The organism is Nocardia abscessus NBRC 100374 (genome assembly GCF_000308455.1).
GTDB classification, from domain to species: Bacteria; Actinomycetota; Actinomycetes; order Mycobacteriales; family Mycobacteriaceae; genus Nocardia; species Nocardia abscessus.
The window spans coordinates 21,113-45,975 of sequence record NZ_BAFP01000267.1 but is presented as its reverse complement, the minus strand read 5'-3'; the positions used below and the strand labels follow the sequence as shown (position 1 = coordinate 45,975).

Genomic DNA, 24,863 nt, shown 5'->3' with positions numbered 1-24,863 from the left:
CAGCATCGCTCTCACCTCCTCACCGCGCTCATTGATCGGTCGAATCGGAGAACCCGACATCGACATCGACACCCATACAGACGTGACACCTCGGAGTTGGACGCAGGATGCGTCCGATCTCGGTCACCGTCGTCGGTACCGGTGATGACGCATCAACGCTCGCCACCGCGGCGGCGGGCGAGCATGCTGGAGACGGGAAGGAACCAGGATCATGAGCGAGACAGCGGCCACGACCACACCACAGCGGCAACATGGCGATCTCGAGCAGTTGTGGCGCCGCTTTTCCAGCGATCTGCGGGCCTTCATCGCCCGGCGGGTCCCGCGCCCGGAAGACGCCGACGACATCCTGTCGATCGTGTTCCTGCGGATGGCCAAAAGCCTCGACAATCTGCGCGATCAGGACCGGCTGCTGGGCTGGATATATGCCATCACCCGCAACGCGATCACCGACTACTACCGGTCGGCACCCCATCGCCGCGAACTGCCCGTCGACGCCGTCCCGGACAACCCCTCCGCACACGGGGATGAACTCGACACCGACGCGGATGCGGAGAAAGAACTCGCCACGTGCCTGGTACCGATGCTTTCCGCGCTGCCCGCGGAGCAGGCTGCCGCGGTGCGGATGGTCGACCTCGACGCCCGCACCCACGCCGCCGCTGCCGATGAGGCAGGTATCTCGATCTCCGGGATGAAATCCCGCGTCCAACGCGGCCGCGCCGCCCTCCACGCCCAATTGCACGCCTGCTGCCAGATCAGCCAGGACCGCACCGGCCACGTGCACGACTACGAACCCCGCAGCGGAACTTGCGCCTGCGGGAACACACCGACATCGGACTGACAGACCGCGCACACGCACCGGCTGGGGAAGGGTTCCGGTAGTAATGGCCAGAGGCGATTCGCCTGCACCCGAGGCGACTTCGTTACCACGTCATCGACGATCTCGACCGTCAGCCGCGCCGGTCCGGTGCGTAGCCGCCGGTACGCCCTAGCGGACAGGTCTCCGGCCACCGAGGATGCGATCATTCGGACCCGCAACTCCGGCCTGGCAGCGGCGACATCGGCCGCTGTCTCGATGCCCGTCGGACCGCCGCCGATGACGGTGACCTGACCACAAGCGGGAAGACCCGCCCGTGCCTCTCGTGCTTGCTGCCCGTCTTGTCCGGCCAGATCGCCCATCGCGCTCGCGCACACGTCGCCGCGCGGAGCCGTGTCTCCAGTCGAGATCCGCGAAGCACTCGCAGCATTCCATCCGAGCGGAGCAAAGCGCTGCTGCTGGGTGCGGTGCGAGCCGCTTGATGCTCGCACCGCACCAGGTGACGGCTACCGGCAGCCGCACCCACCGCCTGCCGCCACCGGACCGCAGCACGCCGCCTTTTCGCTGGGATCGCAGCACGTGGACTGCCGGTCAGTGCTGCAACACGGGGGCGCCGCAGGCTGCGGTGGTGCGTCCGTCCGCTCTGTCGCCGGGGACTCGAACTCATTCGGGTTGGTCATGGTGACTCCTCGCTCCGTTAGGGATGGGCACCAGGACAGACGTAGGAGAACAGGAAAGGACGCACTGGAGTCGTCGAATGGCGGTTCTGTTGAGTCAGAGTTGGATTGGGCCGAAGTCGGCGGCGGTGCGGGCCAGGGCGCGGATCGCGGCGCTGTCGGCGGTGGAGCGCCAGATCAGGGCCCATTGCACTTCGGGGGCGTCGGGCATGGGCAGGAAAGCGATGCCTGGGGGGTTGTTGTAGCGGGCTGCGAGCTCGCCCAGCGGGTGGACGCACTGCCCGGACGCGACCAGGGAAAGGATCTCATGGAAGGTCCGTGCGATCGGCCCGCGTGGGATGCGACGGCCCTGCGGTGTGTGGGTGGGGACCATGGACGCAACCCAGTAGTCGGGGGCATCGGGACCGAAGTCGACAACACGGTTGTCGGCGAGATCTTCCAGCGACGCGGAGCCGCGTTGGGCCAGTGGATGGTCGGTGGCGACCGCCAGTAAGCGGCGGCCGGTGAGCACGGTGGGGCCGACGGTGAGGTCGGGTTCGAGGACGGGTAGCCACAGCACGTTCACATCGTGTTCCCCGCTGCGGAGCGCGTTGAACGGGTCGGCGCCGTTGACCTCGCCGAACGTGACGTCGCTACCCGGATAGCGGGTGCGGAACGTCTCGAACAGGGGCCGCAGTTCGTGGCCGGCGTGCCCGAACACTCCGATCTTGAGGGTCTGGCCTGCGCTGAGCCCGGCGGCTTCGGCGCGGGCGAGTGCGGCTTGGAGCAGGTCGTGGACTTGCTGCAAATCTTCGCGCAGGCGCCGGCCGACCGGTGTCAGCTGCACCCGGCGACTGGTGCGTTCGAACAGCGCCGTGCCGATGCGTCGTTCTTGTGTGCGGATGGCCTGGCTGACGCGGGCCTGGGACACGTGCAGGCGTTCGGCGGTGCGGCCGAAGTGCAATTCCTCGGCCAGCGTCAGGAAGATCTCGATATCGCGTAGCTCCATGAATAACTCCAGAGTTATCAATCAGTCCACGAAGCTTACGTTGATCGGTTGTCGGTCTGCCGCGAAGCTGGGTTTGTCACCGCGGCACAAGCCCCGGTGGACAGACCGACAGAGAGGACGACCCGATGAGCAACCCGCTGGTGATCGCGGACCGGGTCGAGATCACCGCCCTGTGTGGCGAGGTCACCGACGCGGTGATGATCCGTGACTTCGACCGTGTCGCATCTCTGTTCACACCCGACCGCTACCAGCGAACCCCGGACGGGTGGAGACTCAGCGAACGCGTATACGAGGTCCGCTACCTCGACTCGACGCCATTGCCCGGTGCGCCGCTGGCCACCCACCACTGAATCCGAAAGTCCTTGACCCCGCCGCACCGGCAGTCACCGGGACGGGGCACACGGTGTCCTGTGCCCGAAACTCTCACCGAACGAAGGAAAGACAAGATGAACAAGTACGAAGTCGTCGTGGTCGGTGGCGGATACGCCGGCGTGATGGCCGCCAATCGCCTGACACAGCGCGACGACGTCAGGGTGACCGTGATCAACCCCCGCCCGGTCTTCGTCCCGCGGCTGCGGTTGCACCAGTTGGTGGGCGAAACCCACGAGGCGGTCGTCGAGTACCAGGACATCCTGGCCGAGGGGGTCGAGCTGGTGGTCGACAGCGTGCAGCGGATCGACGCGGCCGAACGCACGGTGGTACTGACCGACGGCGGCACGATCGGCTACGACTACCTGATCTACGCGGTGGGTAGCGGCAGCCCTACGCCGCGGGTGCCGGGCGCGGCCGAGTTCGCTTACCCGGTTGCGACTTTGGAGGCGGCACAGCGGTTGCGGTCGGTGCTCCTCGACACGCCCATGACGGCCGCGGTGATGGTGATCGGGGGCGGCCCGACCGGAGTCGAGACCGCCGCCGAGCTGGCCGAGCAGGGGCGCGCGGTCACCTTGGTCTGCGGTGATGTCCTCGTTCCGTACCTGCATCCCAAGGCACGGCGCACGGCCCACAAGTACCTCGCCAAGCTGGGAGTGACCGTTATCGAGGGCTCCGAGGCGGCCGTCACCGCGGTGACCCGGGAATCCGTGCAGCTCGGTGATGGCCGGACGCTGCCGAGTGACGTGACGATCTGGACGGCGGGCTTCGGGGTGCCCGATCTGGCCGACCGTAGCGGGCTGCGCACCGATGCCGCCGGGCGTCTGCTCACCGACGAGACCCTGACCAGCGTTGACGACGAACGCATTGTCGCGGCGGGCGACTCCTCGGCACCGTCGAATCTGCCGTTCCGGATGAGCGCCTACGTCGCCTACTGCCTGGGCGCGCACGCCGCCGACACGCTGCTGCGGCGGATCTCGGGTGAGCAGCCCTCGGCGATCGACCTGTCGTTCATCGCCATGTGCCTCAGCTTCGGCCGGGAAGCCGGGATCTACCAGCTCGGTCATAAGAACGAGACCGGCATGCGGCTCTACTTCAGCGGGTCCATGGGCAAGAAACTGAAGGAAATCGCCTGCGAAGCAAGCGTCAAGCACCTGGCGACCGAGGCCCGCAAGCCCGGCTCACACCGCTGTTTAAAGACGGCAAGCACCGTCCGGCGCTGCTGGCCCAGGGCGAGAACACGACTGTATCGGTCGGGTAGGGCACCGTAAGCCGTCATCTCGCCCGGCGATGGTGACTCGGCCACCCTGTGCGATGCCTGCGCTCGCGGACGCCGCACAGGGTGGCCGGATGCCGGACCTGACGACAACCGGAGAGGACTACATGAACACCACACCCGACCCCGGTGGGCGGCAGGTCACGGACCGCAACGGTGGTGACCCCGCCGTCATCGCGTCGACCGAAACGTTTCTCGCGCACCGTAACCTGCTCTTCACCGTCGCCTACGAAATGCTCGGATCCACCGCCGATGCCGAAAACGTCCTGCAGGAAACCTGGCTGTGCTGGCGCAACATCAACTCCGGCCAGGTCAGCGACCCGCGCGCCTACCTGATTCGGACCCTCACCCGCCGGTCCCTGCACCGGCTGTGGTCGATGAAACGCGCGGAATCCTCAGCCGGCCCGTGGCTGCCCGAGCCGCTGCCGACCACTGCGGACACCGCCCACCATGTCGAACTCGCCGAGCGCATGTCGAGGGCGTTGATGCTGGTCCTCGAGACGCTCTCGCCGACCGAGCGCGCTGTGTACGTCCTGCGTGAGGCGTTCGACCTCGGTTACGACGAGATTGCCGACGCGGTCGGCACGACCACTGCCGTGGCCCGTCGGATCGCGTATCGCGCCCGCCGCCATGTCACCGTCCGCCGCCCCCATCGGGTGGTCTCCGCGGACCGGGCCCGTGCGGCGGCGGAATCGTTGCAGCGTGCACTCGAAACGGGCGAACCGCAGGTCCTACTCGAGGTCCTGGCTCCCAACGTCGTCCTCGTCTGTGACGGTGGCGGCGTCGAACGGGCCGCAATACGGCCGGTCACCGGCGCCGACAAGGTGGCCCGCTTCGTCGTCGGCGGGCTCGGTACGAGCGCGGTATCGCTCACCGGCGAACCCGTCACCGTCAACGGCACTGCGGCATTGGCGGTTCATGTCGACGGTGAACTCGACGGCATCCTGGCGATCGGTATCGACGGAGACCGCATCACCGGCCTCTACTTCGTCCGCAACCTCGCCGAACCGGCCCAGGTGGAATCCGAAACCCGCCTGAGCTTGCGGTGAACCATCGGATTCACGCACATCAGGTTGTGCGGGCATCAGGTCTCGGTCAGTGCTTCCACAGCTCCCGCCGGCGGTATCGGCGTTCCCAGAACAGCGTGTTGATCGCCGCGACCGGGCCGGGCATGGCGGCCAGGAAGTGTCGTCGCTGTTCGGGTGTGGTCGAGTCGAGGACCCAGGGGACGTAGGCCGCCGCGCCGGAGGGGCCTTGTTTGCGGGCCATCGCGCCGCGAAAGGCGTTCCAGTCCTTGGGCGTCAGCACGTCGTCGATGAGGGGGAGGGCGGCGGTTTCCTCGTGGGCCATGTGGTCGGTGAGGATGCGTGTCAGTGTGTGAACGTGTTCGGCGAGGTCTGCGGAGTGGGTGCGCAGCGCATTGTCGACGGCGTGCAGGGCGGGGTCGAGGGTGGCGTGTTCGGCTTCCATGTCGGCCATGAGGGCGGTGTCGGCGGGGCGGTTCGTCAGGCGCGCCAGCACGGGGGGCCAGAGGGCGGAGTCTTCGACGGTGTGGTGGACGTGGAGTTGGCGGGTGAAGTTGGCCCAGCCGGCGTGGACGCCGGGGGCGTCGGCGCGGCCGACCGCGGCGGCGGTGGCCAGTCGGGTCAGGTCGCGGCGGAAGGCGTCGTGGGTGGCGTACATGATGGTGAAGTCGATGGACATGATCGACCCTTTCAGCGGGTGAAGGCGGCGGCGTGTTCGGCGGCCCAGGTGGCGAAATCGAGGGCGGGGCGGCCGAGTAGCTCGGCGACGGCGCCTGTTGTGGGACCCGGGACGCGGGCGTAATCGGACAGTGAGCCGAGCAGCCGGGCCGGGACCTCGTCTGGCAGTCCCTGTGCCCTCATTCCGGCGCGCACCTGGTCGGCGGTGAGTTCGAGGAACGACAGGTCGCGGCCGGTGAGTTCGCCCAGGATGCGGACCTTGTCGTACTGGGTCAGCGACTCGGGGCCGGTCAGCAGGTAGTGGCGGCCCGCGTGGCCGTCCTCGGTCAGCGCGCGGACCGCGACGGCGGCGATATCGCGCTCGTGGATAGGCGAGGTGGCGGCTTTGCCGTACGCGCCGCGTACCACGTCGCCGGCGCGCAGTTGCGGTACCCAGGCCAAGGTGTTGGCGTCGAAATCCGCGCAGCGCAACGATGTCCACGCCAGCCCCGATGCTTCGGCCGCAGCCTCCAATGCCCGGAATCCGGCCATGAACCGCGGCTCCCCGGCGGGGTACTCGATCGTCGACGCGGAGATCACGACCACCCGGCGCGCTCCGTGATCGGCTGCGGCGGAGAGGATTTCCGGTGCCGAGGCGATGACGGCGCGCGAGCTCAGCAGCACCCCCTCGACGTCGTCCCAGGTTTCGGCGGGAATTCTCGGCACCGAGGGATCGGCGCCCATCACAACGGTTCCCATCGGCATCCGTGCCTGTCCGGGGTCCCGGGTCACGGCGGTGACGGCCGCGCCGGTCGCCCGTAGCTGCGTGACGACTTCCCGGCCGATCGTTCCGGTGGCTCCGATGATGACGAACATGGTTGACCTTCTCTTCCCCGGTAGGTCGCCGATCCGGCCCTACCGAATGTCGTAAGATATGAAAGTCATATTATTTAATATGACTTGGAGATGATATGTATTTCGTAGGAAATGAGGGTGATGCTCGTCACCGACGACGCCTGACCACCCGCGTCAAGGGCTCGCTACGCGATGTGCGCAGCCAATTGGCGCTGCTCAACCGGCAGGTCGGGACCCCCTGGACCTCGAGGACATCGACTTCGACTGCCTGGACCTGATCAACAGTCAGGGACCGCTGAGCCCCAGCGCCCTGGCGAAACAGGCCGGTCTCCACCCCGTGACGCTCACCGGAATCCTGGACCGCCTGGAACGCGCCGGCTGGATCATGCGCGAACGCGCCACCGACGACCGCCGCGCGGTCGTCATCCGCTCCCGTCCCGAGCGGCTCGGCGAGGTCTACGACCTGCTAGCGGGAAGTCACTAGAGTTGCGCTCTAGTCAAGTAGTATTTCAGGCATGACAGCGAAGATCGCCGGTGTACGGACGACGGCCAACCGAGCCGAAATGCTGGCAGCGGCGCGCGAACTGTTCACCGCCCGCGGACACACGGCGACGACGATGAAGGCCGTCGAGACCTACCAGCCGCTGGTCCATCAACGTGGTTGTGCCGGCGACGAGGGGGAGTCTTGGGTCACCGACGCTCTCACCCTGCGGTTGCTGCCGCCGGCATCCTGCCCTGAGGACGTCGTGGGAACGCCTGGGACGAAGGAGGCTCGATGAGCGTGCTGGTGCTGGGCGGATACGGAGCGGTCGGTGCGCACCTGGTGCGACTGCTTCGCGCGGACGGAATTGCCGCCCTGGCGGCTGGACGCGATGCGGCACGCGCCGACCGGGTCGTCGATCTGAGCACGATGGACGGTTTTGCGACCGCGTTGGCCGGGGTTTCGATGGTGGTGAATTGCTCTGGCTTCGAGGACGTCCGACTTGCTGCGGAGTGTGCCCAACGGGGGCTTCCGTTCGTCGAGATCTCCGCGACCTCTGAATATGTGCAGGCCTTGGAGCGCGTCGAGGGGCCGATAGTGCTCGGGGTCGGATTGGCACCCGGCCTGACAACCCTGCTCGCCGTCGACGCGCTGGCGAGCGGCGCGGGCCCGGTCGACATCATGATCGGGCTCGGTTCCGGCGAACACCACGGCCCCGCCGCCACGGCCTGGACCTACCGACTGATGGGACAGCATTTTCCCGACCCCGACGGCACCGGCATTCGCAACTTCACCAGGCCGACATACTTCACGATTCCCGAAGGGGCCGGATATAAGCCGTTCCCTGCGCTGCGCGCCGACTTTGCCGACCAACACCGGCTCACCCGCGAATTCGCAGTCCCCGTCCGCACCTACCTGCGATTGGACTCCCGCCTCGCCACTGCTGGACTGGCTGGTCTCACCTGGGCGCCGGCGCTGCGAGCACTGGCACCACAGCGCATGCCCGGCAGCGACAGATGGGTGGTACTCGCCCGTACTGCCACCGGATCGACACTATGGGCGACCGGCCGTGGGCAATCTCTGGCCACCGCCGCGGTCGCCGCGACCACCGTTCGAGAGATGACCCGCCGTCGAATCACCACGCCGACATGGATCCACGAACTACTGGAGCTCGACAAGCTGCGGCACCATGTGCTGGCGACAGGTATTGCTCTGACATTCTCAACGTAGCGACATTGTCGCCATGGAACGGGTCCGAGCATGACTCGACAAGCCTTTCCGCCGGGACATCCGCTCCGGCGACATCAGGCCGGCGATTCTTGACCAGAGCGGCTGGATCGGCGAGTCGGTCGCATCCTCCCGACGGCCGACGGCCACGCGTGTGCACAGGCGCGCCGCGAAACGGTGTGAGGCGATCATCGCCGGCAGGCAGCGATGAGGACAGGTATGCGGCTGGATTGCAGCACCGTTTGGCTGACCGAACCGAGCGCGGCGCCCGCAACTCCGCCACGTCCACGACTACCGAGTACGACCAGCTGCGCGGTCCGGGACGCCTCCAGCAGCCGCTGCGCTGGGCGACCTTCAACGACGACTCGATCTACGCGAACATCGGGATACTTGTCGGTGAAGCCCGCCAGGCTCTCTTCGAGCAACACCTCGGCTCGGTCCTGCGCCGTGCTGGGTGAGTCATGTCGATCAGGCCACGTCGTCACCGCCACAAGTCCTACTGCCCGGCTCGCCGCCTCGTCGAATGCGATAGCCACTGCGTGGGCACTACAGCGCGATCCGTCTACTCCCACCAGGATCGGCAAATGCGACGCAGGCGGCGCTGTGTCCGCGGCAGCCGGGATGACAGCCACCGGACAATCGGCGTGCTTCATCAGACCGACCCCGACCGATCCGAACAGCACACGCTCCAACGGATCCAAACCGCGAGCACCGATGACGAGCAACTGGGCCGTCGCGGATCGAGCGGCCAAAGCCGCAACCGGTGTTGGCAAATCGAGGAAGGTCTGGACGTCGACATCCGCGGGGAAGCCACCCAACTGACCCACAATGCTTCGTCCCTGGCCGAGGGCGGACTCACCTATCTGGCGGTATGCGCTGATATCGAACAGCAAAGAGCCGATCACAGGCATGGCGTGGACCGGGACGCCGATGGCGTGCACAAGATGCAGCGGCGCATGACGGCGGGCGGCCATAGCAGCGGCCCAGCGAATGGCAGCAAATGAGGCTGGGGAGCCGTCGACACCGACCACAATAGGACGACGTACGGTCATGAATTGTCGCCTTCCGGGTCAGAAAAATGTTAACTCCGCCAGCCGGACAACGTCCTCGTCGTGTTCTTACACCGCCGCTTCCTGGTTCGGGTGCCCGGCGATGGTCGGCGGATCGGCTCCATCACCTGACCGATGACCGCTCCGGCAGGCGCGGCGAGGGCGAGATCACCAGCGGCGAAGAGGACGAAACCGGTTGTAGTCCATTCCGCGGTGGCGCCTCGGGCTGAGCATGCTGGGGGAGAGTTGACCTTCGGCCCCCCAGTTCGAGCCGATGTCCTCCGTCGAGCGGATTGCAGTTGGCCGCAGGCTGTTGTTGGGCCGTCCGGACGGGGCGGTTAGGTGAACGGAGGAGCTGTGCTGGGAGTCGGAGAGAAAGCGTTGGCGAAGCAGGTGGAACTGGTGTTCAACCGCTGGCCGGTCGTCGGTGCGGCGGTCGCAGTGGTGCGTGACGGGCGGTTGGAGTTCGTCGCACACGGCTTGGCGGATATTGCCGCGAACCGGCCGGTCACCGAGGACACGATCTTCCGGATCGCTTCGATCACCAAAACCTTTACGGCGATTGCGGTGATGCAGCTGTGGGAACGCGGCCTGATCGATATGGACGCGCCGACGAGCCACTATCTGCGTGCTTACCACCTGGTCCCCACCGATCCGAATTTCGGTCCCGTGACGGTGCGCCACCTGCTGACCCACACACCGAGACCTCCACAATCGTGCACGGGCTGCTCGGTGTCGCGGAACCGGTGATTCGCACGGACATTCCACACCACCCGCAGATCTGGCCGGAGATCTGCGGCTACTACCGGCTGCCGGGATCGTTGACCGACGTTCGCGCCAGATCGATGATCGGTGCCGGGGTCGAAGTGCGGATCAGTGGGGGTCGTCCGATGCTGCGGGTTCTGACCCCGGTCCCCGCCCTGCTGCGCGGGCTTCCGCTGCACCCCGATCATCCAAGCGATCCGCGGGTCTTCCGCATCGATCTGAGCCGCTTCGGCCTGGGCACCGGCCGGATTATTTTCCGCCGCGATTCCCACACCGACATGATGTCGATGTATTTCGATCTGCATCCGCTGACCATGTACAAAGGCCGCGCCCGATGACGGGGCGGCGGTAGAGCACGCAGTAGCCTGCGGCGAAGGACCTACGTCCCGCGCCGGAGCGCGAGCCACTGCGATGATCAGAAGCCGACGTCTGGGCCGGACCGCTGTGACCGGAGTTTCGACACGTAGACGGCTGCCTGAGTGCGCCGTTCCAAGCCGAGCTTGGCCAGCAACCGGGACACGTAGTTCTTCACCGTCTTCTCGGCCAGGAACATGCGTTCGGCGATCTGCCGGTTGGTCAGTCCTTCGCCGAGCAGATCGAGGAGTCTGCGTTCCTGGTCGGTGAGTCCGGCCAGGGGACCGTCACGGTCGGTATCGGCGCGTAGTCGTTGCATGGAGGAGGCGGCGTTGTCGTCGAGCAGCGAACGCCCGGCCCCGACTTCCTTGATGGCTCGAGCCAGCTCCATGCCTTTGATGTCCTTGACCACATAGCCACTGGCCCCGGCCCGGACAGCGTCGAGTATCGACTGTTCGTCGGTGAACGACGTCAGGATCAGGCAGCGCAGATCGTCGAGTTTCGACAGCAGATCGCGGCACAGTTCGATCCCGTTGCCGTCGGGCAGGCGAACGTCGAGGACGGCGACGTCCGGTCGGAGTGCGGGAATGCGGGCGAGGGCTTGCGCGACGCCGCCTGCTTCGCCGATGACGGACAGCTCCGGGTCGTCGGAGAGCAGGTCGGCGAGACCGCGGCGGACGATCTCGTGGTCGTCGACCAGAAACACCGTGATCATCGGGTGTCCAATCCAGGGAGAAGTTGTGGCGTCAAGGCTACGCATCCAGCACGTTCGCCCAGCTGAAAGGTGATTGCGCCTGGCTGGGCACGCACTTGGCGGCGCCGCGGCTGCGGGCTGCGGGGTGATCGTCAATGCTCGATGGGCTCGGAATTCGTGCTCGACGGTGGCGCGACCGTCGGCCAGGTTCTGGGACTGCCGGACGAGTCCCGGTGAGAGGCAAGCGGGCGGGGATCGGGCGCAGCGATTATCCGGCGGCCGAAGACGTGGGACATTCGGCCTCGGACTTCGAGTCGATGTCCTCCTCCGCCGGTTTCCGCGGAGCCGCACGCTGGTAGTGCCCGCTATTCGAGCGTCGGCGAGACAGCCCACCCACGGCGGGTGGAAAGGACACCTCGATGAGCGAGCCCGCGCTCTCGATTGCCGGTCTGACGAAATCGTTCGGTCCGGCGAAGGCGCTGGATGGTCTGGATCTGACCGTCAGCACCGGCGAGATACATGGATTCTTGGGCCCGAACGGCTCGGGTAAGACGACGACGATCCGCATCCTGCTGGGACTTCTGCGGGCCGACTCCGGGGCGGTGCGCATGCTCGGCGGTGACCCGTGGTCCGACGCGGTCGCCCTGCACGCCCGGTTGGCCTACGTGCCCGGTGAGGTCATCCTCTGGCCGGGTATCACCGGTGGCGAGATCATCGACTTGATGGGCCGACTGCGTGGCGGCATCGACCCGCGCCGCCGCGCCGATCTACTGGAGCGATTCGATCTCGATCCCCACCAGAAGGCGCGCGCTTACTCGAAGGGCAACCGGCAGAAGGTCGCGCTCGTCGCGGCGCTGGCCTCGGACGCGGAACTGCTGCTGCTCGACGAACCGACTGTGGGCCTCGACCCGCTGAAAGAGGCCGAATTCCAACGCTGCATCGCCGAATTGAAGACCGAGGGCCGGACCGTTCTGCTGTCCAGCCACATCTTGGCCGAAGTGGAGGCACTATGCGATCGGGTCAGCATCATCCGGCGCGGGCGCACAGTCGAAAGCGGCACACTGTCGGATTTGCGGCATCTGACGCGCACCACGATCACCGTGGAAACCATCCGGCCGGTGACGGGTCTCGACGCGGTAGCGGGAGTGCACGACCTCGTCCGGAACGGCACTCGGGCGAGGTTCGACGTCGACACGGCCAACATCGGCGCCGTGACTCGCGTACTCGCCGACCTCGGCGTGCGCAGCCTGACCAGCACACCGCCCACACTCGAGGACATCTTCCTGCGCCACTATGGCGCCCCCGCCGCGCCCGCTGGGGAGGAGAACCGGTGAGCACCGCTGTGTTTTCGCGCCCGCTGCTACGCGAGAATCTTTCCGGAGCAGGCACACTGCTGCGCTTCGCGCTGCGGCGCGAGCGGTTCTCGCTGCCTTGCTGGCTGCTCGGGACCGCGGCTCTGCTCGCCTTCCAGTCCCTCGGTAGCCAGCGCTTCTACGACACGCCGCAGAAGCTCGCGCAGCTGCGCGAGACGATGAGTGCCAGTGCGGCCACGGTCGCGATGGGCGGGCCTACCCAATTGCTGACGACTATCGGCGGGGAGGTCGTGTTCGAGATCTTCGCCTATCTGACGGTGGTGGTCGCCTTGATGAATATGTTCCTGGTCGGTCGGCACACTCGCTCGGATGAGGAGACAGGGCGGGCGGAACTGCTCCGCTCGGCGCGGGTGGGGCGGCGGGCGCCCGCCGTCGCCGCGCTCGCGCTGGCCGGGCTGGCCGATTTCGCCGTGGTGCTCGTGGTCTTCGCCGCCGCGGTCGGCACCGGGCTTCCGACGGAAAGTTCACTGCTGCTGGGAGTGGTCACCGGGGGCGTGGGTGTCACATTCGCCGCCGCCACTGCCGTCGCCGCGCAGATATTCGAGAATCCGCGCAGCGTCTACGGCGCGGTCGGCCTTGCGCTGGCGGCCGCCTATGTGGCGCGCGCGATCGGCGATGTGGGCAACGGAGCCGCGTCCTGGGCTTCACCCATCGGATGGGGACAACGCAGCTACCCGTACGCGGGCGACCGCTGGTGGACGGTGCTGCTGTTCGCCGCCGCGGCACTCGCACTGGTCGCCGTGGCGTTCGCTCTGCTGGATCGACGCGATTTCGGCGCCGGACTGCTGCCGTATGGGACCGGGCCGGCGACCGCCTCCCGGGCACTGAGCTCACCACTGGGCCTGGCCTGGCGATTGCAGCGCGGTTCGCTGGCCGGGTGGGCTGTGGGAGTTTTCGCGTTGGGGGCTGCGTACGGTTCGTTCGCCGACAGTATCGAGGACTACCTCGCCGATAATCCCGAGATCGCCGCCTACCTTCCCGGCGGCGCCGCCGATGCGGTGAATTCGTACTTGTCCCTGACGGTTTCGATCGTCGCACTGCTCACCGCCGCGTTCGGCGTCGCGAGCGTACTGCGCGCGCGTGGCGAGGAGACCGCGGGGCGAGCCGAGCCGCTTCTGGCCGCGCCGGTCAGTCGGTACCGCTGGCTCACGAGCCACCTTACGATCGCATTGGCCGGCGGCGCGGTGGTGCTGGCGCTCGGCGGATTCGGTGTCGGGCTGACGTACGGGTTGACGATCTCCGATCCCGTCCAGCCACTGCGGATGATCGGTGTGGCGTTGGTATGGCTCCCCGCCGTCTGGTCGGTGACAGCGGTCGCGGCGCTCGGCCTCGGCTGGGTGCCGAGAGCGGCGGTGGGGGTGGCATGGGCGGTCTTCGCCTACTGTGCCGTGGTGCTGCTCTTCGCGGCCGCTTTCGATCTGCCCGACTGGCTCGACGACGCCTCGCCGTTCACGCACATTCCGAAGGCGCCGCTGCAAACCGTCGCTGCCGCGCCCATGCTGGTGATCACCCTGGCCGCACTGGCCGTGCTGGTAAGCGGTCTCGTAGGCTTCCGCCGCCGCGACGTCGGGTATTGACCAGGACTGCTGACTGCGACCGGTGGAGTCAGCGGAACCACCGGCGACCGGGACGTCGTCCGGAAACGCGGTTCGGAGCGTGATCGTCGTCGTGTCCAGGGCACCACTGGTCCGACGGGATGGCGGCGCGAACGGCGTCGATGTGCGCGCCGCAGCCGGTCCAGGTGGTCTTGCCACAGACACGGCACATGATGGGGGAGCACATCAGCGCTGTTCCTCGGCGCCTGCGATGGTGGGCGGGCCCTGGTATGGGCGTTGCAGCGCGGCGAATCCTGGCGTTGTGGCCGCGGTGATGACGGCGGCCAGCAGCTCGGCGGCGTGTCCGGGCTGGGGTGGCTCGGTCAAGACCGGACCGCTGAAGACGTGACCGTCGACGCTGATGATGGGGCTGCCGCTCCGCCCGCCGAGCGCTGTTTGGCTGGCGTGATGGGTGTGGGCGACCGCGGCGTCGTAACGGGTGTCGTCGAGGGCTTCGATCAGCTGGTGATCGAAGCCGGTCGCGGCCAGCGCGGCAGCCATCGCGGCGTCGGCGTGGCTGCCGCCCGCATGCCACCGCTGACCCAACTCGAGGTAGAGGGGGGTGAACGCGGTCTGGCTGTATCGCTGGACGGCGGCGGCGAACACTCGGCCGAGCCGACGTGATCGGACGATCATCGGGGCGTGGTCGGCATCGACGTCGTGATCGCCGTTGAGCACGGCCAGGCTCATCTGCCGCAGGGTCACCGCGTGCTCGTCGGCGGCACTGTCGAGCAGCCACTGCGCCGCCACCCAAGCGAATGGGCAGACCGGATCCACATACAAATCGATATCGGCCACCGAAATCCTCCTGCGCGGTCAGATACCCCAGGGGGTATATTGCTAATGTCGCCAATATACCCCCTGGCGTATCACAATTCGAAGCGCCCACGGGCGCGGAGGGTATACCCCCACGGGTATCATGAGTACCGAAGAAAGAAGGAGCAACCATGGTCGGCGACGAAACAGCTATCACCGAAACACTCAACCGGCTGCGGCGCGCGCACGGTCAGCTCGCCGGGGTCATCGCCATGATCGAGCAGGGTCGCGACTGCAAAGACGTGGTGACCCAACTCGCCGCGGTTTCGCGGGCGCTCGACCGCGCGGGATTCAAGATCGTCGCGACCGGACTGCGCGAATGCCTCACCGGCCGAGGCTCCGACGGCCAGAAGCCGATGACCGTCGAGGAGCTGGAGAAGCTGTTCCTAGCTCTGGCCTGACGCGCAATCGTCCCCTCACGAAAGGACCGAACCATGAATCTGGGACTGTCTACCACTCTGCACACCAGCTTCGACGACGCCGTCGACCGGACCAGGGCCGCGCTGAGCGAGCAAGGATTCGGCGTCCTCACCGAGATCGACGTCCGAGCCACCCTGAAAGCCAAACTCGACGAGAACATGGAGGACTACCTCATCCTCGGCGCCTGCAATCCACTTCTGGCCCACGAAGCAGTCGATATCGACCGCCAGATCGGACTGCTGCTCCCCTGCAACGTCGTCGTGCGCCGGCATCCCGGCTCCGACTCCGAGGTCATCGTCGAAGCAATGAACCCGCAACTCATGGTTCAGGTGACGAATGAACCGGCACTGCAACCCGTAGCCACCCGAGCAGCCGCCAAGCTGCAGGCCGCCATCGACTCCCTGAGCACCGCGAATTCCGTGTGACATACCCAGCGGGCGTAGTCCATTCGGGTACGAGTCAGCGGGAACCGGTGACGGTGAAAATGTCCGTCACCGGCCGCCGAGGAGTAGGCGGGATCATGTCCGCGTCGTCGGGCGCGATGCCGACGCGAATCAGCACCTGTGGGGCGGCCGGGCGAGGGACGAGTCCGTTGAGCACCCCGCGGGTAGTCGGCAGTTCGGTGATGTGGGTCAGCGCGCAGGTCGCCAGTCCCGCGGCGGTGCATTCCAGCAGGACAGCCGATAATGCCTCGCCGGTGCGCAGCCACTGGGTCACCGAGTCCCCTTCGCTGCTGAGCACCACCAGTCGCGCCTGATCATCGAGTCGAGCACGTCGCATCGAATGCGGGGCTGGAGGGAACGCGCGTCCGACTCCGACCCGAGCGTTTTCGGCGTCGGAGACCAGCGCGGAGGCGGGCACGCCCTCGGGGGTATCCGAATGTCCTGCCCACCATTCCAATTCGGTCTGGTATAGCAAGTCGTGTCGGCGCAGAGCCCCGGCCTGCTCGGAGGCGGTGGCCAGCCGAGGGCGTGCGTTGTCATCCAGGACGGTGAGTTCCAACTCGTGGGGGGAGGCGAGCATCCGCAGGCGGGGGAGGATATCGGCGAAGCCCTCCGGTTCGGTCATCGGCAGCCGGTCGGTGCGCCGCCGGTCGATGGCGAGCGCTCGGGTGTGAATGCCCTGGGGTGGGTCCGGCCACGGCCGGAATTCGACTACCGCGAGGTGGTCGGGTCGCTGCCGGTCGGGTACCCGCATCGTGTCGGTGTGCCAGCCCTGGTCGGCGAAAGCGGTCCGCGCGTGGTGCAGCATGGCACCGCAGCTGATCACCAGTTGGCGCCCGTGCGGGTCGGTCGAAGGCAGCAGCCGGTCGGCGTCGGTGTATAGGTGCAAGCGTGTACCGTCGAACACCCAGCGCCACGGCTGGGTGTTGTGTACCGAAGGCGCGCGGGTGGCCAGCCGCAACGCGGCCAGGATCGTCCGATGAGCGGGTACCGAAATGGCGGGTGCTTCGTCGTTCGCGGTCATACCTCGAGTGTTCTCGGTGCGCGAAGCTGCGGATACGGGCCATGCGTCCGCGGCGCAGGGTCTTTTGTCATTTCGGGTGGCCGGTGCTCCCGGCCGAGCCTCTCCGCGCGCTGTTCGATGCCCCGCAGCATCTTCCGCTCCATCACCAGACTGCCCGGTTCCATCACGACCACGGTGAATACGCGCGTGAACGCGGACGCGCCCGTCAGTGCGATGCGATTGCGGCTCACGAGCCGGGTCGCCGCGCCCATCGGATAGAGGCCGAATGCCCAAACCCAGCGGCCGTCTTCGGAAGCGAAGACCAAGTTGTGCTCGGGTTCGAGCACCGCGACGCGCATACGCGGACCGGACTTGCCGAGCGGGAAGCTGTCGCCGACCTGAGGGTTTTGGAACCGAGGCAAGACATGTTCGGCACTGTGCATATCGAGGCCCAGCATGTTCTCGACCCAGTCGTAGGTGTACGCGCCGCCGCGGCCGGGACCCAGTTGAACCAGCCACGGCCAGATCGCGTCGGCGCCTGCGTAGATCGTGACGGCCCGAGTCGAGACGATGTCGGCGTCGACCAGTGCATCGTCACCGGGCATGACCCGCGCAATCTCTTCCCCCGAGGCTCCCCAGGTCAACCATTTGGTGCGCAACCGTTCTCCGGTCAGCCATCCGATTGGTGATCGAACGGTTGCGGCAAGCATCATCGTGTTCATGACGTCCGACTTCTCCTCGAATTCAGGGCGTGTGCATGCAGCGGCGACCAGCGAGGGCACCGGTCCCCTTGGGCTCCAGCCTCACGATCGAGCTGGCAACTGTCTGTTCCAGTCGGTGTGTGATCGCGTGTGATGATGAGCGTGTGACCGATCAACGCCCGCGACTGCGAGGGCTGCACTGGATCAAGCGGTGGATCTACCGTGGGGACAGGCCTCATGCCGTCGCAAGGCTACTCAACAGGTACTGGTCGAGTCAGTATCGCTCGGGAGGGCGGCTCGCGCGCTCGCGTGATGTCGAACTCGAGGTCGTGGGACGTTCGAGCGGTCGGCCGATCAAGTTTCCGATCGTGCTGGCTGACGTCGACGATGTCTGGTACGCGGTCTCCATGCTCGGCGCGAACGCGAACTGGGTTCGGAACGTGCGAGCCGCCGGCGGCGAGGCGCTCATCCGCCATGGCGGGTCGTGGAACGTGCGACTCACGGAGGTGAGCCCCGACAGGGTGGGTCCGATCCTCGAGCGATACCTCGACGTCGCGCCGGGGGCGCGTCCACACTTCCCGATCGACAGGTCCGCGCCATTGAGCCGATTCGAGAGCATCGCGGCCGAGTACCCCACTTTCCGCGTTGACGGATTCACGCCAGGCGAGCGGGTTTGACCGATGTCTCGGCTCCCGCGAAGGCTCCGCTCACGACGTGGCGCGCCGCGGAATCGTCGTGTCCCGCATCGTCGCGTCCTGCATCGAGTCGCGTTCTCAGGTGAGCGGGTGTCAGTTTGCCGACCTGGCGATGATCACCGGCGCCTTCGCACCGTGTAGCACCGCTTGGCTGACCGAACCGAGGGTCATCCCTGCGAAGCCGCCGCGCCCGTGACTGCCGACGACGATCAGCTGCGCGTTCTCGCCCTCGTCGAGTAGTCGCTTGGCGGAGCGATCTTCGACCACGATCCGCCGCACCCGTACCTCTGGATACTTCTCGCCGTAGCCGGCCAGGCTCTGCGACACCAGTTCCTCGGCTTCGTTCTGCATATCCGCGCGCGAGATGTAGCGGAAGAATTCCGACCAGGTGTGCACCGCGACCAACTCGGCGCCGCGGTGGGCGGCTTCATCGAAGGCGATCTCGATGGCACGGGCGCTGCACGACGAGCCATCGACACCCACCACGACAGGGCCGCTCGCAGGCTCCGGGATGGGGATCACGGCGACCGGGCATGCGGCATGCCGGGCCAGCGACGTGCTCACCGAGCCGAGGATGCCGCGGCTGAAGGCGCCTAGCCCGTGAGTTCCAACGACGAGCAGCCTCGCGGATTCGGATCGGTCGCGCAGCACCGGGATCGGCGGCGCTTCGACGAGATCGGCGGTGATGTCCAGTTCGCCGATCGGAGAGGCCGCCGCCACGGCGGTCTTGCGGGCGATCTCGAGCGCCGTCCGCCCCTCTTGGCGGTAGCTGTCGTAGTCGATTCGAGGAAAGGCTATGCCGGGGCCGTAGTCGATCGGCGCGGCGATCGTGTAGACGATATTCAGCGGTGCGCGTCGGTGGGCCGCGTCGGCGGCCGCCCAGCGAACAGCGGCCAGCGAGGCAGGGGAGCCGTCGGAACCGACGAGAACCGGCGGATTGATCTGCGAAGACATGTTTCCTCTTCTAGGCCTCGTGGGCGACCATGACCGGGCAATGGGCATGTTGGACAAGGAAGTTGCTGATGGAACCGAGCACCAGGCTCCGGAATCCGCCGCGTCCCCGGCTGCCGACCACCAGCACTTGCGCGGATTTCGACCATACGGTGAGCAGATTTCGTGTCCGGACGATGGAGACCTCGCGGGTCACCTGGACTTCAGGAAACTTCTCCTGCCAACCTGCGAGTTGCTCGGCGAGCATGAGTTGTGCGGCGGTCTCGAGTTCCCGGGCCGGAAACAGTCCCATGGCGCCGGCCCCGGAACGGAAGGTGAAGTCGTCGGCCCCGTGGACCGCGACGAGCGAAGAGCCACGAAGGTCGGCCTCGGCGAAGGCGGCGCCGACTGCGGCTTCGGCGGCGGGGCTGCCGTCCACGCCGACCACGACGGGTCCGTCGGTGCGGATGCGTTGCTCACTGCCGGTGTCGCGGACGACCACGATCTCACCGTGTCCGTGGGCGGTCACCGCGAGCAGCGTGGAGCCGACGTGGGCGAGTTCGCCGCCTTCTCCGGCGCCGAGTGCCACGAGGTGCGCGGATTCGGATCGCTCGATCAGCAGGGTGGCCGGGTGGGCAGGCGATAGTTCGGTGTCGACACGCAGTTCGGGATCGACGCGGCGGGCCAGCCGCTCGGCACAGGCCAATCGTGCGGTCCCTTCTTCGCGGAGTCTCTGGGCGACGGCGGGCACGATCAGGTCGTACATGCCGAACACGGCCTGGGTGGTCGCGAGGTCGAGGCCGTGCACGATCAGCAGCCTGCGTCCGCGGCGGGCGGCTGTCTCGGCGGCCCACTGCACGGCCAGATCAGAATGTTCGGAACCGTCGATACCGACGACCACCGCAGCGGATGCCAGGTGGTGCGGGTTGTCGGAGAGACTGGCGGACATACGTGGCGTCCCTTCGGAGGGCGATGCTTGTGTATTCGAAGAGTAGGGATCGGTGAGCTTGCACACGCCTGGCGTTGGTCCCGAATGCTGAGGTCCTTCGGCAGCACGCCCCGGGTTACGCCCGACGGCGCAGCAGGGTTCGCTGCCGTCACTGTCCGACGTTTCCAGACTTCTCCGAGCACGTATTCGCGTCGGTGCGCCGTCAGGCGTGGTGCATCATGCCGTCGAGTTCGGTGTGAGCAATCCTGGCCGCTCATGCACAAGCGCGGTCCAGCTCGCGCGGTATGAGCGGGCCGGTCGTGTCGTCGCAGTGCGTCGGCGAGCCATTCCCGTACACCGATGTCGGTCGCGATCGGAGCATCGGTGAGTTCGGCGGCGCGTGTGTGAGCGGCTGAGCCCGAAGGCTGGGACCTTCGCCCTGTGCTGGTGGTGCCCCTTGTCTGAGAGTTCGATTCCGGCCGACTTCCTGGCGGTCGGTAGACGATGCTGGAACGGTGCCGGCACGTTTGCTTCCGGCATCGAGGCAGTTCAAGGGATACCAGCGGGCGTGGTTGCGATCGGACCTGCTCGCGGGTATCACCGTGGCCGCCTACCTCGTTCCGCAGGTCATGGCCTATGCGACCATCGCGGGGTTGCCGCCTGTGGCCGGCCTGTGGGCGGCGATCGGACCACTGGCGGTCTACAGCCTGCTGGCGACTTCGCGGCAGCTGTCGGTGGGACCTGAGTCGACCACTGCGCTGCTGACCGCCGTCGCGCTGGCTCCACTGGCGATGGGTGACCCCGCTCGGTACGCCGCGCTGGCGGCAGCGCTCGCGATGCTGGTCGGTGTGCTGGCTCTGGCCGCTGCGGCCGTTCGATTGGGAGTACTGGCGGATCTGTTGTCGAAACCGGTCCTGGTCGGGTACCTCGCGGGGACCGCGGGGATCATGATCGTGGGTCAACTCTCAGCGGTGACCGGAGTGCCAGTGGAGGGGAAATCCGTTCTCGCGGAATTGCGTTCGTTCACCGACAACCTGGGGTGACTGGCACTGGCCCACCTTCTGGCTGGCGGCAACGGTTCTGACCGTGCTCCTGGTGCTGGCCTGGCGGGCTCCTCGCGTCCCCGGGCCGCTGATCGCGGTCTTGTTGGCGACCGCTGTGGTCACGGTGTTGTCGTTGGACCGTTTCGGTATCCGGTTGATCGGCGCGATCCCCGCTGGTATTCCCGCGCCGGGTCTGAGTTCGGTCGCCATGAACGACCTCGCTGCTCTGATCCTGCCCGCGATCGGCATCGCGGTGGTCGGATTCTCCGACTGTGTTCTGACTGCCCGGGCTTTCGCGGCCCGCCACGGCGACCGGGTTGAGGCCAACACCGAACTCGCGGCCCTCGGCGCCACCAACCTCACGGCCGGGCTGCTGCACGGATTCCCGGTGAGCTGTTCGGGCAGCAGGACCACCATCGCCGACGCCATGGGCGCTCGCACCCAGCTGTATTCACTCGTCACCCTCGGGGGTGTGCTGGCGGTACTGCTCGGGGCACGCGGCATCCTCGCAGCCTTTCCGGCCGCGGCGCTGGGGGCGCTGGTCATCTGCGCGGCGCTGCGGCTGATCAACCTTGCGGAGTTCCGACGTCTCGCACGATTCCGGCGCAGCGAGTTGGCGCTCGCGACCCTCGTCGCGGTGCTCGGCCTCGGCGTGCTCTACGGCGTGCTCGTCGCGATCGCGCTGTCGATCTTCGATTTACTGCGCAGGATCGCCCGCGCCCACGACGCGATTTTGGGCTTTGTCTCCGGGGTGGCGGGAATGCACGACATCGACGACTATCCCACCGCTAAACCCGTTCCAGGGCTGGTGATCTACCGATACGACGCGCCATTGTGTTTCGCCAACGCGGAGGATTTCCGTCGCAGAGCGCTGGCGGCAGTGGGCTCGAGCGCCGAACGCGGGGAAACGCCGGTGCGCTGGTTCGTGCTCAACGCCGAGGCCAACGTAGAGGTCGACCTGACCGCATTGGACGCGGTGGAACAACTCAGGGCCGAACTATCTGGCAAGGGAATCGTTTTCGCCATGGCTCGGGTCAAGCATGACCTGCGCGACGCACTGGACGCTTCTGGCCTGACCTCGAGAATCGGCGAACGGCACCTGTATCCGACACTGCCGACCGCGGTGAAAGCGTTCTACGAGGCACGGGATACAGGGGCCGACGTCCCGTCCGGTGAATGACTTTCGTCTCTGCCGATGAGCCGTCCGAGGCGCGATCCTCGAAGCTGACGGCACCCACCGTCGGAAGAAGGTGAAACGGCGATGTCCGAAAGCGTGATCATTCCGCTGGACGGATGGTGGACTCGGCCGACCCGCATACGCGGTAGTGAACGCAGCCTTGAAAGGAAGTTGGCATGTCTACCGAAAGGTCTTCGCGCCTCGCACCACCGAACTCGTCGATCCTGGCAGCGGTGGACGGGTCGCCCAGTTCGTATCAAGCGGTGGCCTGGGCGGCCGCCGAAGCAGCCCTGCACCATTGCGCGCTGCACATCATCACCTCCATGGCTGTACCCACCGGTTTCGGGCCCGGCATCTCGATGGGCGAGGCCGACCTGGAATGGATGCGCAGGGACGGCGAACGCATCCTCACCGAGGCTGCGCGGGTGGCGCGCACAGCTTCGCCGGGCGACGAGCCCGCGATCACCACCGAGGTGAGCTTCGAACTGGTCATCCCGCTACTCATCGAGCGTTCCGCGCAGGTGCGGATGCTTGTGGTCGGTAGCAGGGGGCTCGGCGCGTTCCAGCGGGGCCTGCTCGGTTCGGTGAGTACCGCGACCACCCACCACGCGCACTGCCCGGTCGCGGTGATCCACGGAATCTCCGCGATCGACGCCGTATCAGCCCGTCAACCGGTGCTCGTCGGCGTCGACGGCACCGCCAACAGCGTGCCCGCCGTCGAGCTCGCGTTCGAGGAGGCGTCGCGGCGGAAAGTGGACCTGGTGGCGCTGCACGCATGGAGCGACACGAGCGGTCTGGACGTGCCCGTCCGAGGATGGAACGGCGCCCGCGAATCGGCGGAGGCGGTGCTGGCAGAGAATCTCGCGGGCTGGAGCGAACGCTACCCGGACGTCGCCGTGCTGCGCATCGTCACCGCGGATCGCCCGGCACGGTCCCTGCTGGAAGAGTCGGCGAATACGCAACTGGTGGTAGTGGGCACGCACGGTCGAGGCGGATTCGCGAGCGCGGTGCTGGGGTCGACCAGCAAGGTGCTGCTGCACTCGATAGACGTGCCGATGATCGTCGTCCGTTCGAGGTGACGGCGGACCGACCATCGCCGAACCCAGGCCACATCCGGTGCCCCGAGAAGCACTGACCTGATCTACTTCCGGAGCCGATTCGTCGGCTCGGCCCTGCGCAATTCCGTGATGACGGTTTCGACCGCGTGTGGAACAGCGGCGGCAACCGGCTCAGACAAGCCGACACCCAGATCCAGGCATGCCGTCCACGGCGATGACGACGATCCGGCCGGGGACACGGCCGAGTGCGCGGCCCTCGCCACGCAGGTGCACCGGAGGGGCGGATGGATGGTGTCTCGCCGCAGAGAGTCGAAACGCCGCCACGATCGGGACGAACGGCCGGTGCACTCGCGGGACATTGGAACCTGGCCTGCCTGAGATGCCGCTCATACCGTTGGGAGGCGGTGCTCGGCAGAGTCGCCATACGATCCACGAGTTCGGAGGTTCTCATGACAGACCAGCGATTCGACGACCCGCATCACATCGCTACGGCGAAGGTCGTCGTCGGGGTGGACGGTTCGGACGGGTCGTGGACCGCCGTGCGGTGGGCGGCCCAGTTCGCGGCTGAACGCGGACGGGAACTCGAGATCCTTCACGGCATGGATCTGGTGGGGAACAGCTGGATCCTGGGTGACTACGAGGTGATCGTTCCATCGGTCATCGACGCTGTGCGCGAACAGGGCAGGGAAGTGGTCGCCCGGGCCGAACGCCTGGCCCGCTCGATCGCGCCGGAGCTGCGTGTCTCGGCTCGTGCGACCACCGACACCGGTAGGCAACTGCTGATCGAGCACAGCGCCGAGGCGTATGCGGTCGTGATCGGCGCGACCGGCAACGCTGGAACGTTCACCCATCTGGGTTCCACGCTATTGGCCGTGACCGCTCACGCGCACGGTACGGTCGTTGTCGTTCGCGCCGACTCCGACGCCGATGCCACGACGCACGCTTCGGGCCCGGTCGTCCTCGGCGTGGACGGTAGCCCGGTCGGTGAGGCGGCGATCGCGGCGGCGTTCACCGAAGCGGCCGAACGCGGAGCCGAACTCGTCGCCGTGCATGTCTGGAGCGATTGGAACTCCGGCCGGTTCGCCGGTCACACCAGCTTGGGTGAGATCGACCTCGACAACGTCGAGCGGGTGATTCTCGCCGAGCGCCTGGCGGGCTGGCGGGAGAAATTCCCGGAAGTCCGGGTCGCCGAGAAGGTAGAGGTCTCCGCGCCGGCTCCGCATCTGCTGAGCTGGTCGAAGGTCGCGCAGTTGCTGGTCGTGGGCAGCCGCGGGCGCGGTGGATTCGCAGGCATGCTGCTCGGCTCAACGGCCAACACCTTGGTGCGGCACGCGTCGTGCCCGGTGATGGTCGTTCATCCGCTTGATGACCTGCGCGGGAAGCGGGCCGGCAGCCGTCACTGAGCTTCGTTCCGCACCGACGGCGGGGCTTTGGTCTGCGGCGGTGAGGA

At 67.0% G+C, this 24,863-nt stretch carries 27 protein-coding genes and 1 pseudogene; 17 read left to right on the top strand and 11 right to left on the bottom strand.

The window, feature by feature from the left end:
- The first annotated feature begins 211 nt into the window (after window positions 1-211).
- Entirely contained in the window at window positions 212-838 is a 627-nt protein-coding gene (locus ON19_RS33815) for a sigma-70 family RNA polymerase sigma factor (RefSeq protein WP_043702320.1), read from the top strand.
- A gap of 750 nt (window positions 839-1,588) precedes the next feature.
- On the opposite strand, the gene ON19_RS33810 is transcribed toward ON19_RS33815, so the two are convergent.
- Window positions 1,589-2,479, bottom strand: a complete 891-nt coding sequence (locus ON19_RS33810) for a LysR family transcriptional regulator (RefSeq protein WP_043702317.1) — start codon at window positions 2,477-2,479, stop codon at window positions 1,589-1,591.
- A 125-nt stretch (window positions 2,480-2,604) separates the two neighbouring features.
- Here ON19_RS33810 and ON19_RS33805 point away from each other — a divergent pair, with 125 nt between their 5' ends.
- The 3 genes from ON19_RS33805 to ON19_RS33795 all read left to right on the top strand — a co-directional run bounded on the left by ON19_RS33805 (window position 2,605) and on the right by ON19_RS33795 (window position 5,173).
- On the top strand, window positions 2,605-2,829 hold the full coding sequence (locus tag ON19_RS33805; protein ID WP_043702314.1) for a hypothetical protein: 225 nt from the start codon (window positions 2,605-2,607) through the stop codon (window positions 2,827-2,829).
- A 96-nt stretch (window positions 2,830-2,925) separates the two neighbouring features.
- Window positions 2,926-4,119, top strand: coding sequence for an NAD(P)/FAD-dependent oxidoreductase (locus tag ON19_RS33800; protein ID WP_043702311.1), 1,194 nt, complete (start codon window positions 2,926-2,928; stop codon window positions 4,117-4,119).
- A 112-nt stretch (window positions 4,120-4,231) separates the two neighbouring features.
- On the top strand, window positions 4,232-5,173 hold the full coding sequence (locus ON19_RS33795; RefSeq protein ID WP_083899835.1) for a sigma factor-like helix-turn-helix DNA-binding protein: 942 nt from the start codon (window positions 4,232-4,234) through the stop codon (window positions 5,171-5,173).
- A gap of 46 nt (window positions 5,174-5,219) precedes the next feature.
- On the opposite strand, the gene ON19_RS33790 is transcribed toward ON19_RS33795, so the two are convergent.
- On the bottom strand, window positions 5,220-5,828 hold the full coding sequence (locus ON19_RS33790) for a hemerythrin domain-containing protein (RefSeq protein WP_043702308.1): 609 nt from the start codon (window positions 5,826-5,828) through the stop codon (window positions 5,220-5,222).
- 11 nt (window positions 5,829-5,839) lie between these two features.
- Entirely contained in the window at window positions 5,840-6,682 is an 843-nt protein-coding gene (locus tag ON19_RS33785) for an NAD(P)H-binding protein (RefSeq protein ID WP_043702306.1), read from the bottom strand.
- A 184-nt stretch (window positions 6,683-6,866) separates the two neighbouring features.
- Between ON19_RS33785 and ON19_RS41050 the strand changes: the two genes are divergently transcribed.
- Genes ON19_RS41050 through ON19_RS33770 form a run of 3 tightly spaced genes read left to right on the top strand, consistent with a single transcriptional unit; the run spans window position 6,867 to window position 8,372 of the window.
- Window positions 6,867-7,145 carry a MarR family transcriptional regulator gene (locus ON19_RS41050; protein WP_218006528.1) on the top strand — a complete coding sequence of 93 codons (279 nt, stop codon included), beginning with the start codon at window positions 6,867-6,869 and terminating at the stop codon, window positions 7,143-7,145.
- 31 nt (window positions 7,146-7,176) lie between these two features.
- Window positions 7,177-7,440, top strand: a complete 264-nt coding sequence (locus tag ON19_RS44230; protein WP_227954782.1) for a hypothetical protein — start codon at window positions 7,177-7,179, stop codon at window positions 7,438-7,440.
- Window positions 7,437-8,372: a saccharopine dehydrogenase family protein gene (locus ON19_RS33770; RefSeq protein WP_043702299.1), complete on the top strand. Its 936-nt coding sequence runs from the start codon at window positions 7,437-7,439 to the stop codon at window positions 8,370-8,372. Before ON19_RS44230 ends, ON19_RS33770 begins: the two co-directional genes overlap by 4 nt.
- Window positions 8,373-8,557: 185 nt before the next feature.
- On the opposite strand, the gene ON19_RS41040 is transcribed toward ON19_RS33770, so the two are convergent.
- Window positions 8,558-9,421: a universal stress protein gene (locus tag ON19_RS41040; RefSeq protein WP_083899833.1), complete on the bottom strand. Its 864-nt coding sequence runs from the start codon at window positions 9,419-9,421 to the stop codon at window positions 8,558-8,560.
- A gap of 354 nt (window positions 9,422-9,775) precedes the next feature.
- On the opposite strand from ON19_RS41040, the gene ON19_RS44225 reads away from it, so the two are divergent.
- Window positions 9,776-10,168, top strand: coding sequence for a serine hydrolase domain-containing protein (locus ON19_RS44225; protein WP_043702290.1), 393 nt, complete (start codon window positions 9,776-9,778; stop codon window positions 10,166-10,168).
- Complete coding sequence (locus ON19_RS44220; RefSeq protein ID WP_227954783.1) at window positions 10,165-10,521, top strand: hypothetical protein; 357 nt, start codon at window positions 10,165-10,167, stop codon at window positions 10,519-10,521. Before ON19_RS44225 ends, ON19_RS44220 begins: the two co-directional genes overlap by 4 nt.
- 77 nt (window positions 10,522-10,598) lie before the next feature.
- On the opposite strand, the gene ON19_RS33745 is transcribed toward ON19_RS44220, so the two are convergent.
- Window positions 10,599-11,252 (bottom strand): response regulator, encoded by a 654-nt coding sequence (locus ON19_RS33745; protein WP_043702287.1) that lies wholly within the window; start codon window positions 11,250-11,252, stop codon window positions 10,599-10,601.
- A gap of 398 nt (window positions 11,253-11,650) precedes the next feature.
- Between ON19_RS33745 and ON19_RS33740 the strand changes: the two genes are divergently transcribed.
- Together ON19_RS33740 and ON19_RS33735 are read left to right on the top strand one after the other, a co-directional pair.
- Window positions 11,651-12,565 carry an ABC transporter ATP-binding protein gene (locus tag ON19_RS33740; RefSeq protein ID WP_043702281.1) on the top strand — a complete coding sequence of 305 codons (915 nt, stop codon included), beginning with the start codon at window positions 11,651-11,653 and terminating at the stop codon, window positions 12,563-12,565.
- Window positions 12,562-14,181: an ABC transporter permease gene (locus ON19_RS33735; protein ID WP_043702279.1), complete on the top strand. Its 1,620-nt coding sequence runs from the start codon at window positions 12,562-12,564 to the stop codon at window positions 14,179-14,181. The genes ON19_RS33740 and ON19_RS33735 overlap by 4 nt, the downstream gene beginning before the upstream one ends.
- 28 nt (window positions 14,182-14,209) lie before the next feature.
- Here ON19_RS33735 and ON19_RS45260 read toward each other — a convergent pair whose 3' ends face one another.
- Entirely contained in the window at window positions 14,210-14,386 is a 177-nt protein-coding gene (locus ON19_RS45260) for a DUF8730 family Cys-rich protein (protein WP_498043929.1), read from the bottom strand.
- A complete protein-coding gene (locus tag ON19_RS33730) occupies window positions 14,386-14,997 on the bottom strand; it encodes a mycothiol-dependent nitroreductase Rv2466c family protein (RefSeq protein WP_043702269.1) in 612 nt (203 codons plus the stop codon). The genes ON19_RS45260 and ON19_RS33730 overlap by 1 nt, the downstream gene beginning before the upstream one ends.
- Before the next feature lie 149 nt (window positions 14,998-15,146).
- Between ON19_RS33730 and ON19_RS33725 the strand changes: the two genes are divergently transcribed.
- On the top strand, window positions 15,147-15,416 hold the full coding sequence (locus ON19_RS33725; RefSeq protein WP_043702260.1) for a metal-sensitive transcriptional regulator: 270 nt from the start codon (window positions 15,147-15,149) through the stop codon (window positions 15,414-15,416).
- Between the two features lie 33 nt (window positions 15,417-15,449).
- On the top strand, window positions 15,450-15,860 hold the full coding sequence (locus ON19_RS33720; RefSeq protein WP_043702255.1) for a DUF302 domain-containing protein: 411 nt from the start codon (window positions 15,450-15,452) through the stop codon (window positions 15,858-15,860).
- A 34-nt stretch (window positions 15,861-15,894) separates the two neighbouring features.
- On the opposite strand, the gene ON19_RS33715 is transcribed toward ON19_RS33720, so the two are convergent.
- Together ON19_RS33715 and ON19_RS33710 are read right to left on the bottom strand one after the other, a co-directional pair.
- Complete coding sequence (locus tag ON19_RS33715) at window positions 15,895-16,902, bottom strand: Acg family FMN-binding oxidoreductase (RefSeq protein ID WP_051169579.1); 1,008 nt, start codon at window positions 16,900-16,902, stop codon at window positions 15,895-15,897.
- Complete coding sequence (locus tag ON19_RS33710) at window positions 16,899-17,663, bottom strand: SRPBCC family protein (protein WP_174377759.1); 765 nt, start codon at window positions 17,661-17,663, stop codon at window positions 16,899-16,901. Before ON19_RS33710 ends, ON19_RS33715 begins: the two co-directional genes overlap by 4 nt.
- Before the next feature lie 83 nt (window positions 17,664-17,746).
- Between ON19_RS33710 and ON19_RS33705 the strand changes: the two genes are divergently transcribed.
- Window positions 17,747-18,259: a nitroreductase/quinone reductase family protein gene (locus tag ON19_RS33705; protein ID WP_218006526.1), complete on the top strand. Its 513-nt coding sequence runs from the start codon at window positions 17,747-17,749 to the stop codon at window positions 18,257-18,259.
- A 111-nt stretch (window positions 18,260-18,370) separates the two neighbouring features.
- Here ON19_RS33705 and ON19_RS33700 read toward each other — a convergent pair whose 3' ends face one another.
- A complete protein-coding gene (locus ON19_RS33700; protein WP_438803654.1) occupies window positions 18,371-19,279 on the bottom strand; it encodes a universal stress protein in 909 nt (302 codons plus the stop codon).
- Entirely contained in the window at window positions 19,242-20,156 is a 915-nt protein-coding gene (locus tag ON19_RS33695; RefSeq protein ID WP_043702250.1) for a universal stress protein, read from the bottom strand. The genes ON19_RS33700 and ON19_RS33695 overlap by 38 nt, the downstream gene beginning before the upstream one ends.
- A gap of 494 nt (window positions 20,157-20,650) precedes the next feature.
- Between ON19_RS33695 and ON19_RS33690 the strand changes: the two are divergent.
- The 3 genes and pseudogenes from ON19_RS33690 to ON19_RS33680 all read left to right on the top strand — a co-directional run bounded on the left by ON19_RS33690 (window position 20,651) and on the right by ON19_RS33680 (window position 24,816).
- Window positions 20,651-22,358 (top strand): annotated as a pseudogene (locus ON19_RS33690) (SulP family inorganic anion transporter).
- A 173-nt stretch (window positions 22,359-22,531) separates the two neighbouring features.
- Window positions 22,532-23,434: a universal stress protein gene (locus ON19_RS33685; RefSeq protein WP_051169578.1), complete on the top strand. Its 903-nt coding sequence runs from the start codon at window positions 22,532-22,534 to the stop codon at window positions 23,432-23,434.
- A 428-nt stretch (window positions 23,435-23,862) separates the two neighbouring features.
- Window positions 23,863-24,816: a universal stress protein gene (locus ON19_RS33680; RefSeq protein ID WP_051169577.1), complete on the top strand. Its 954-nt coding sequence runs from the start codon at window positions 23,863-23,865 to the stop codon at window positions 24,814-24,816.
- Window positions 24,817-24,863: the final 47 nt, after the last annotated feature.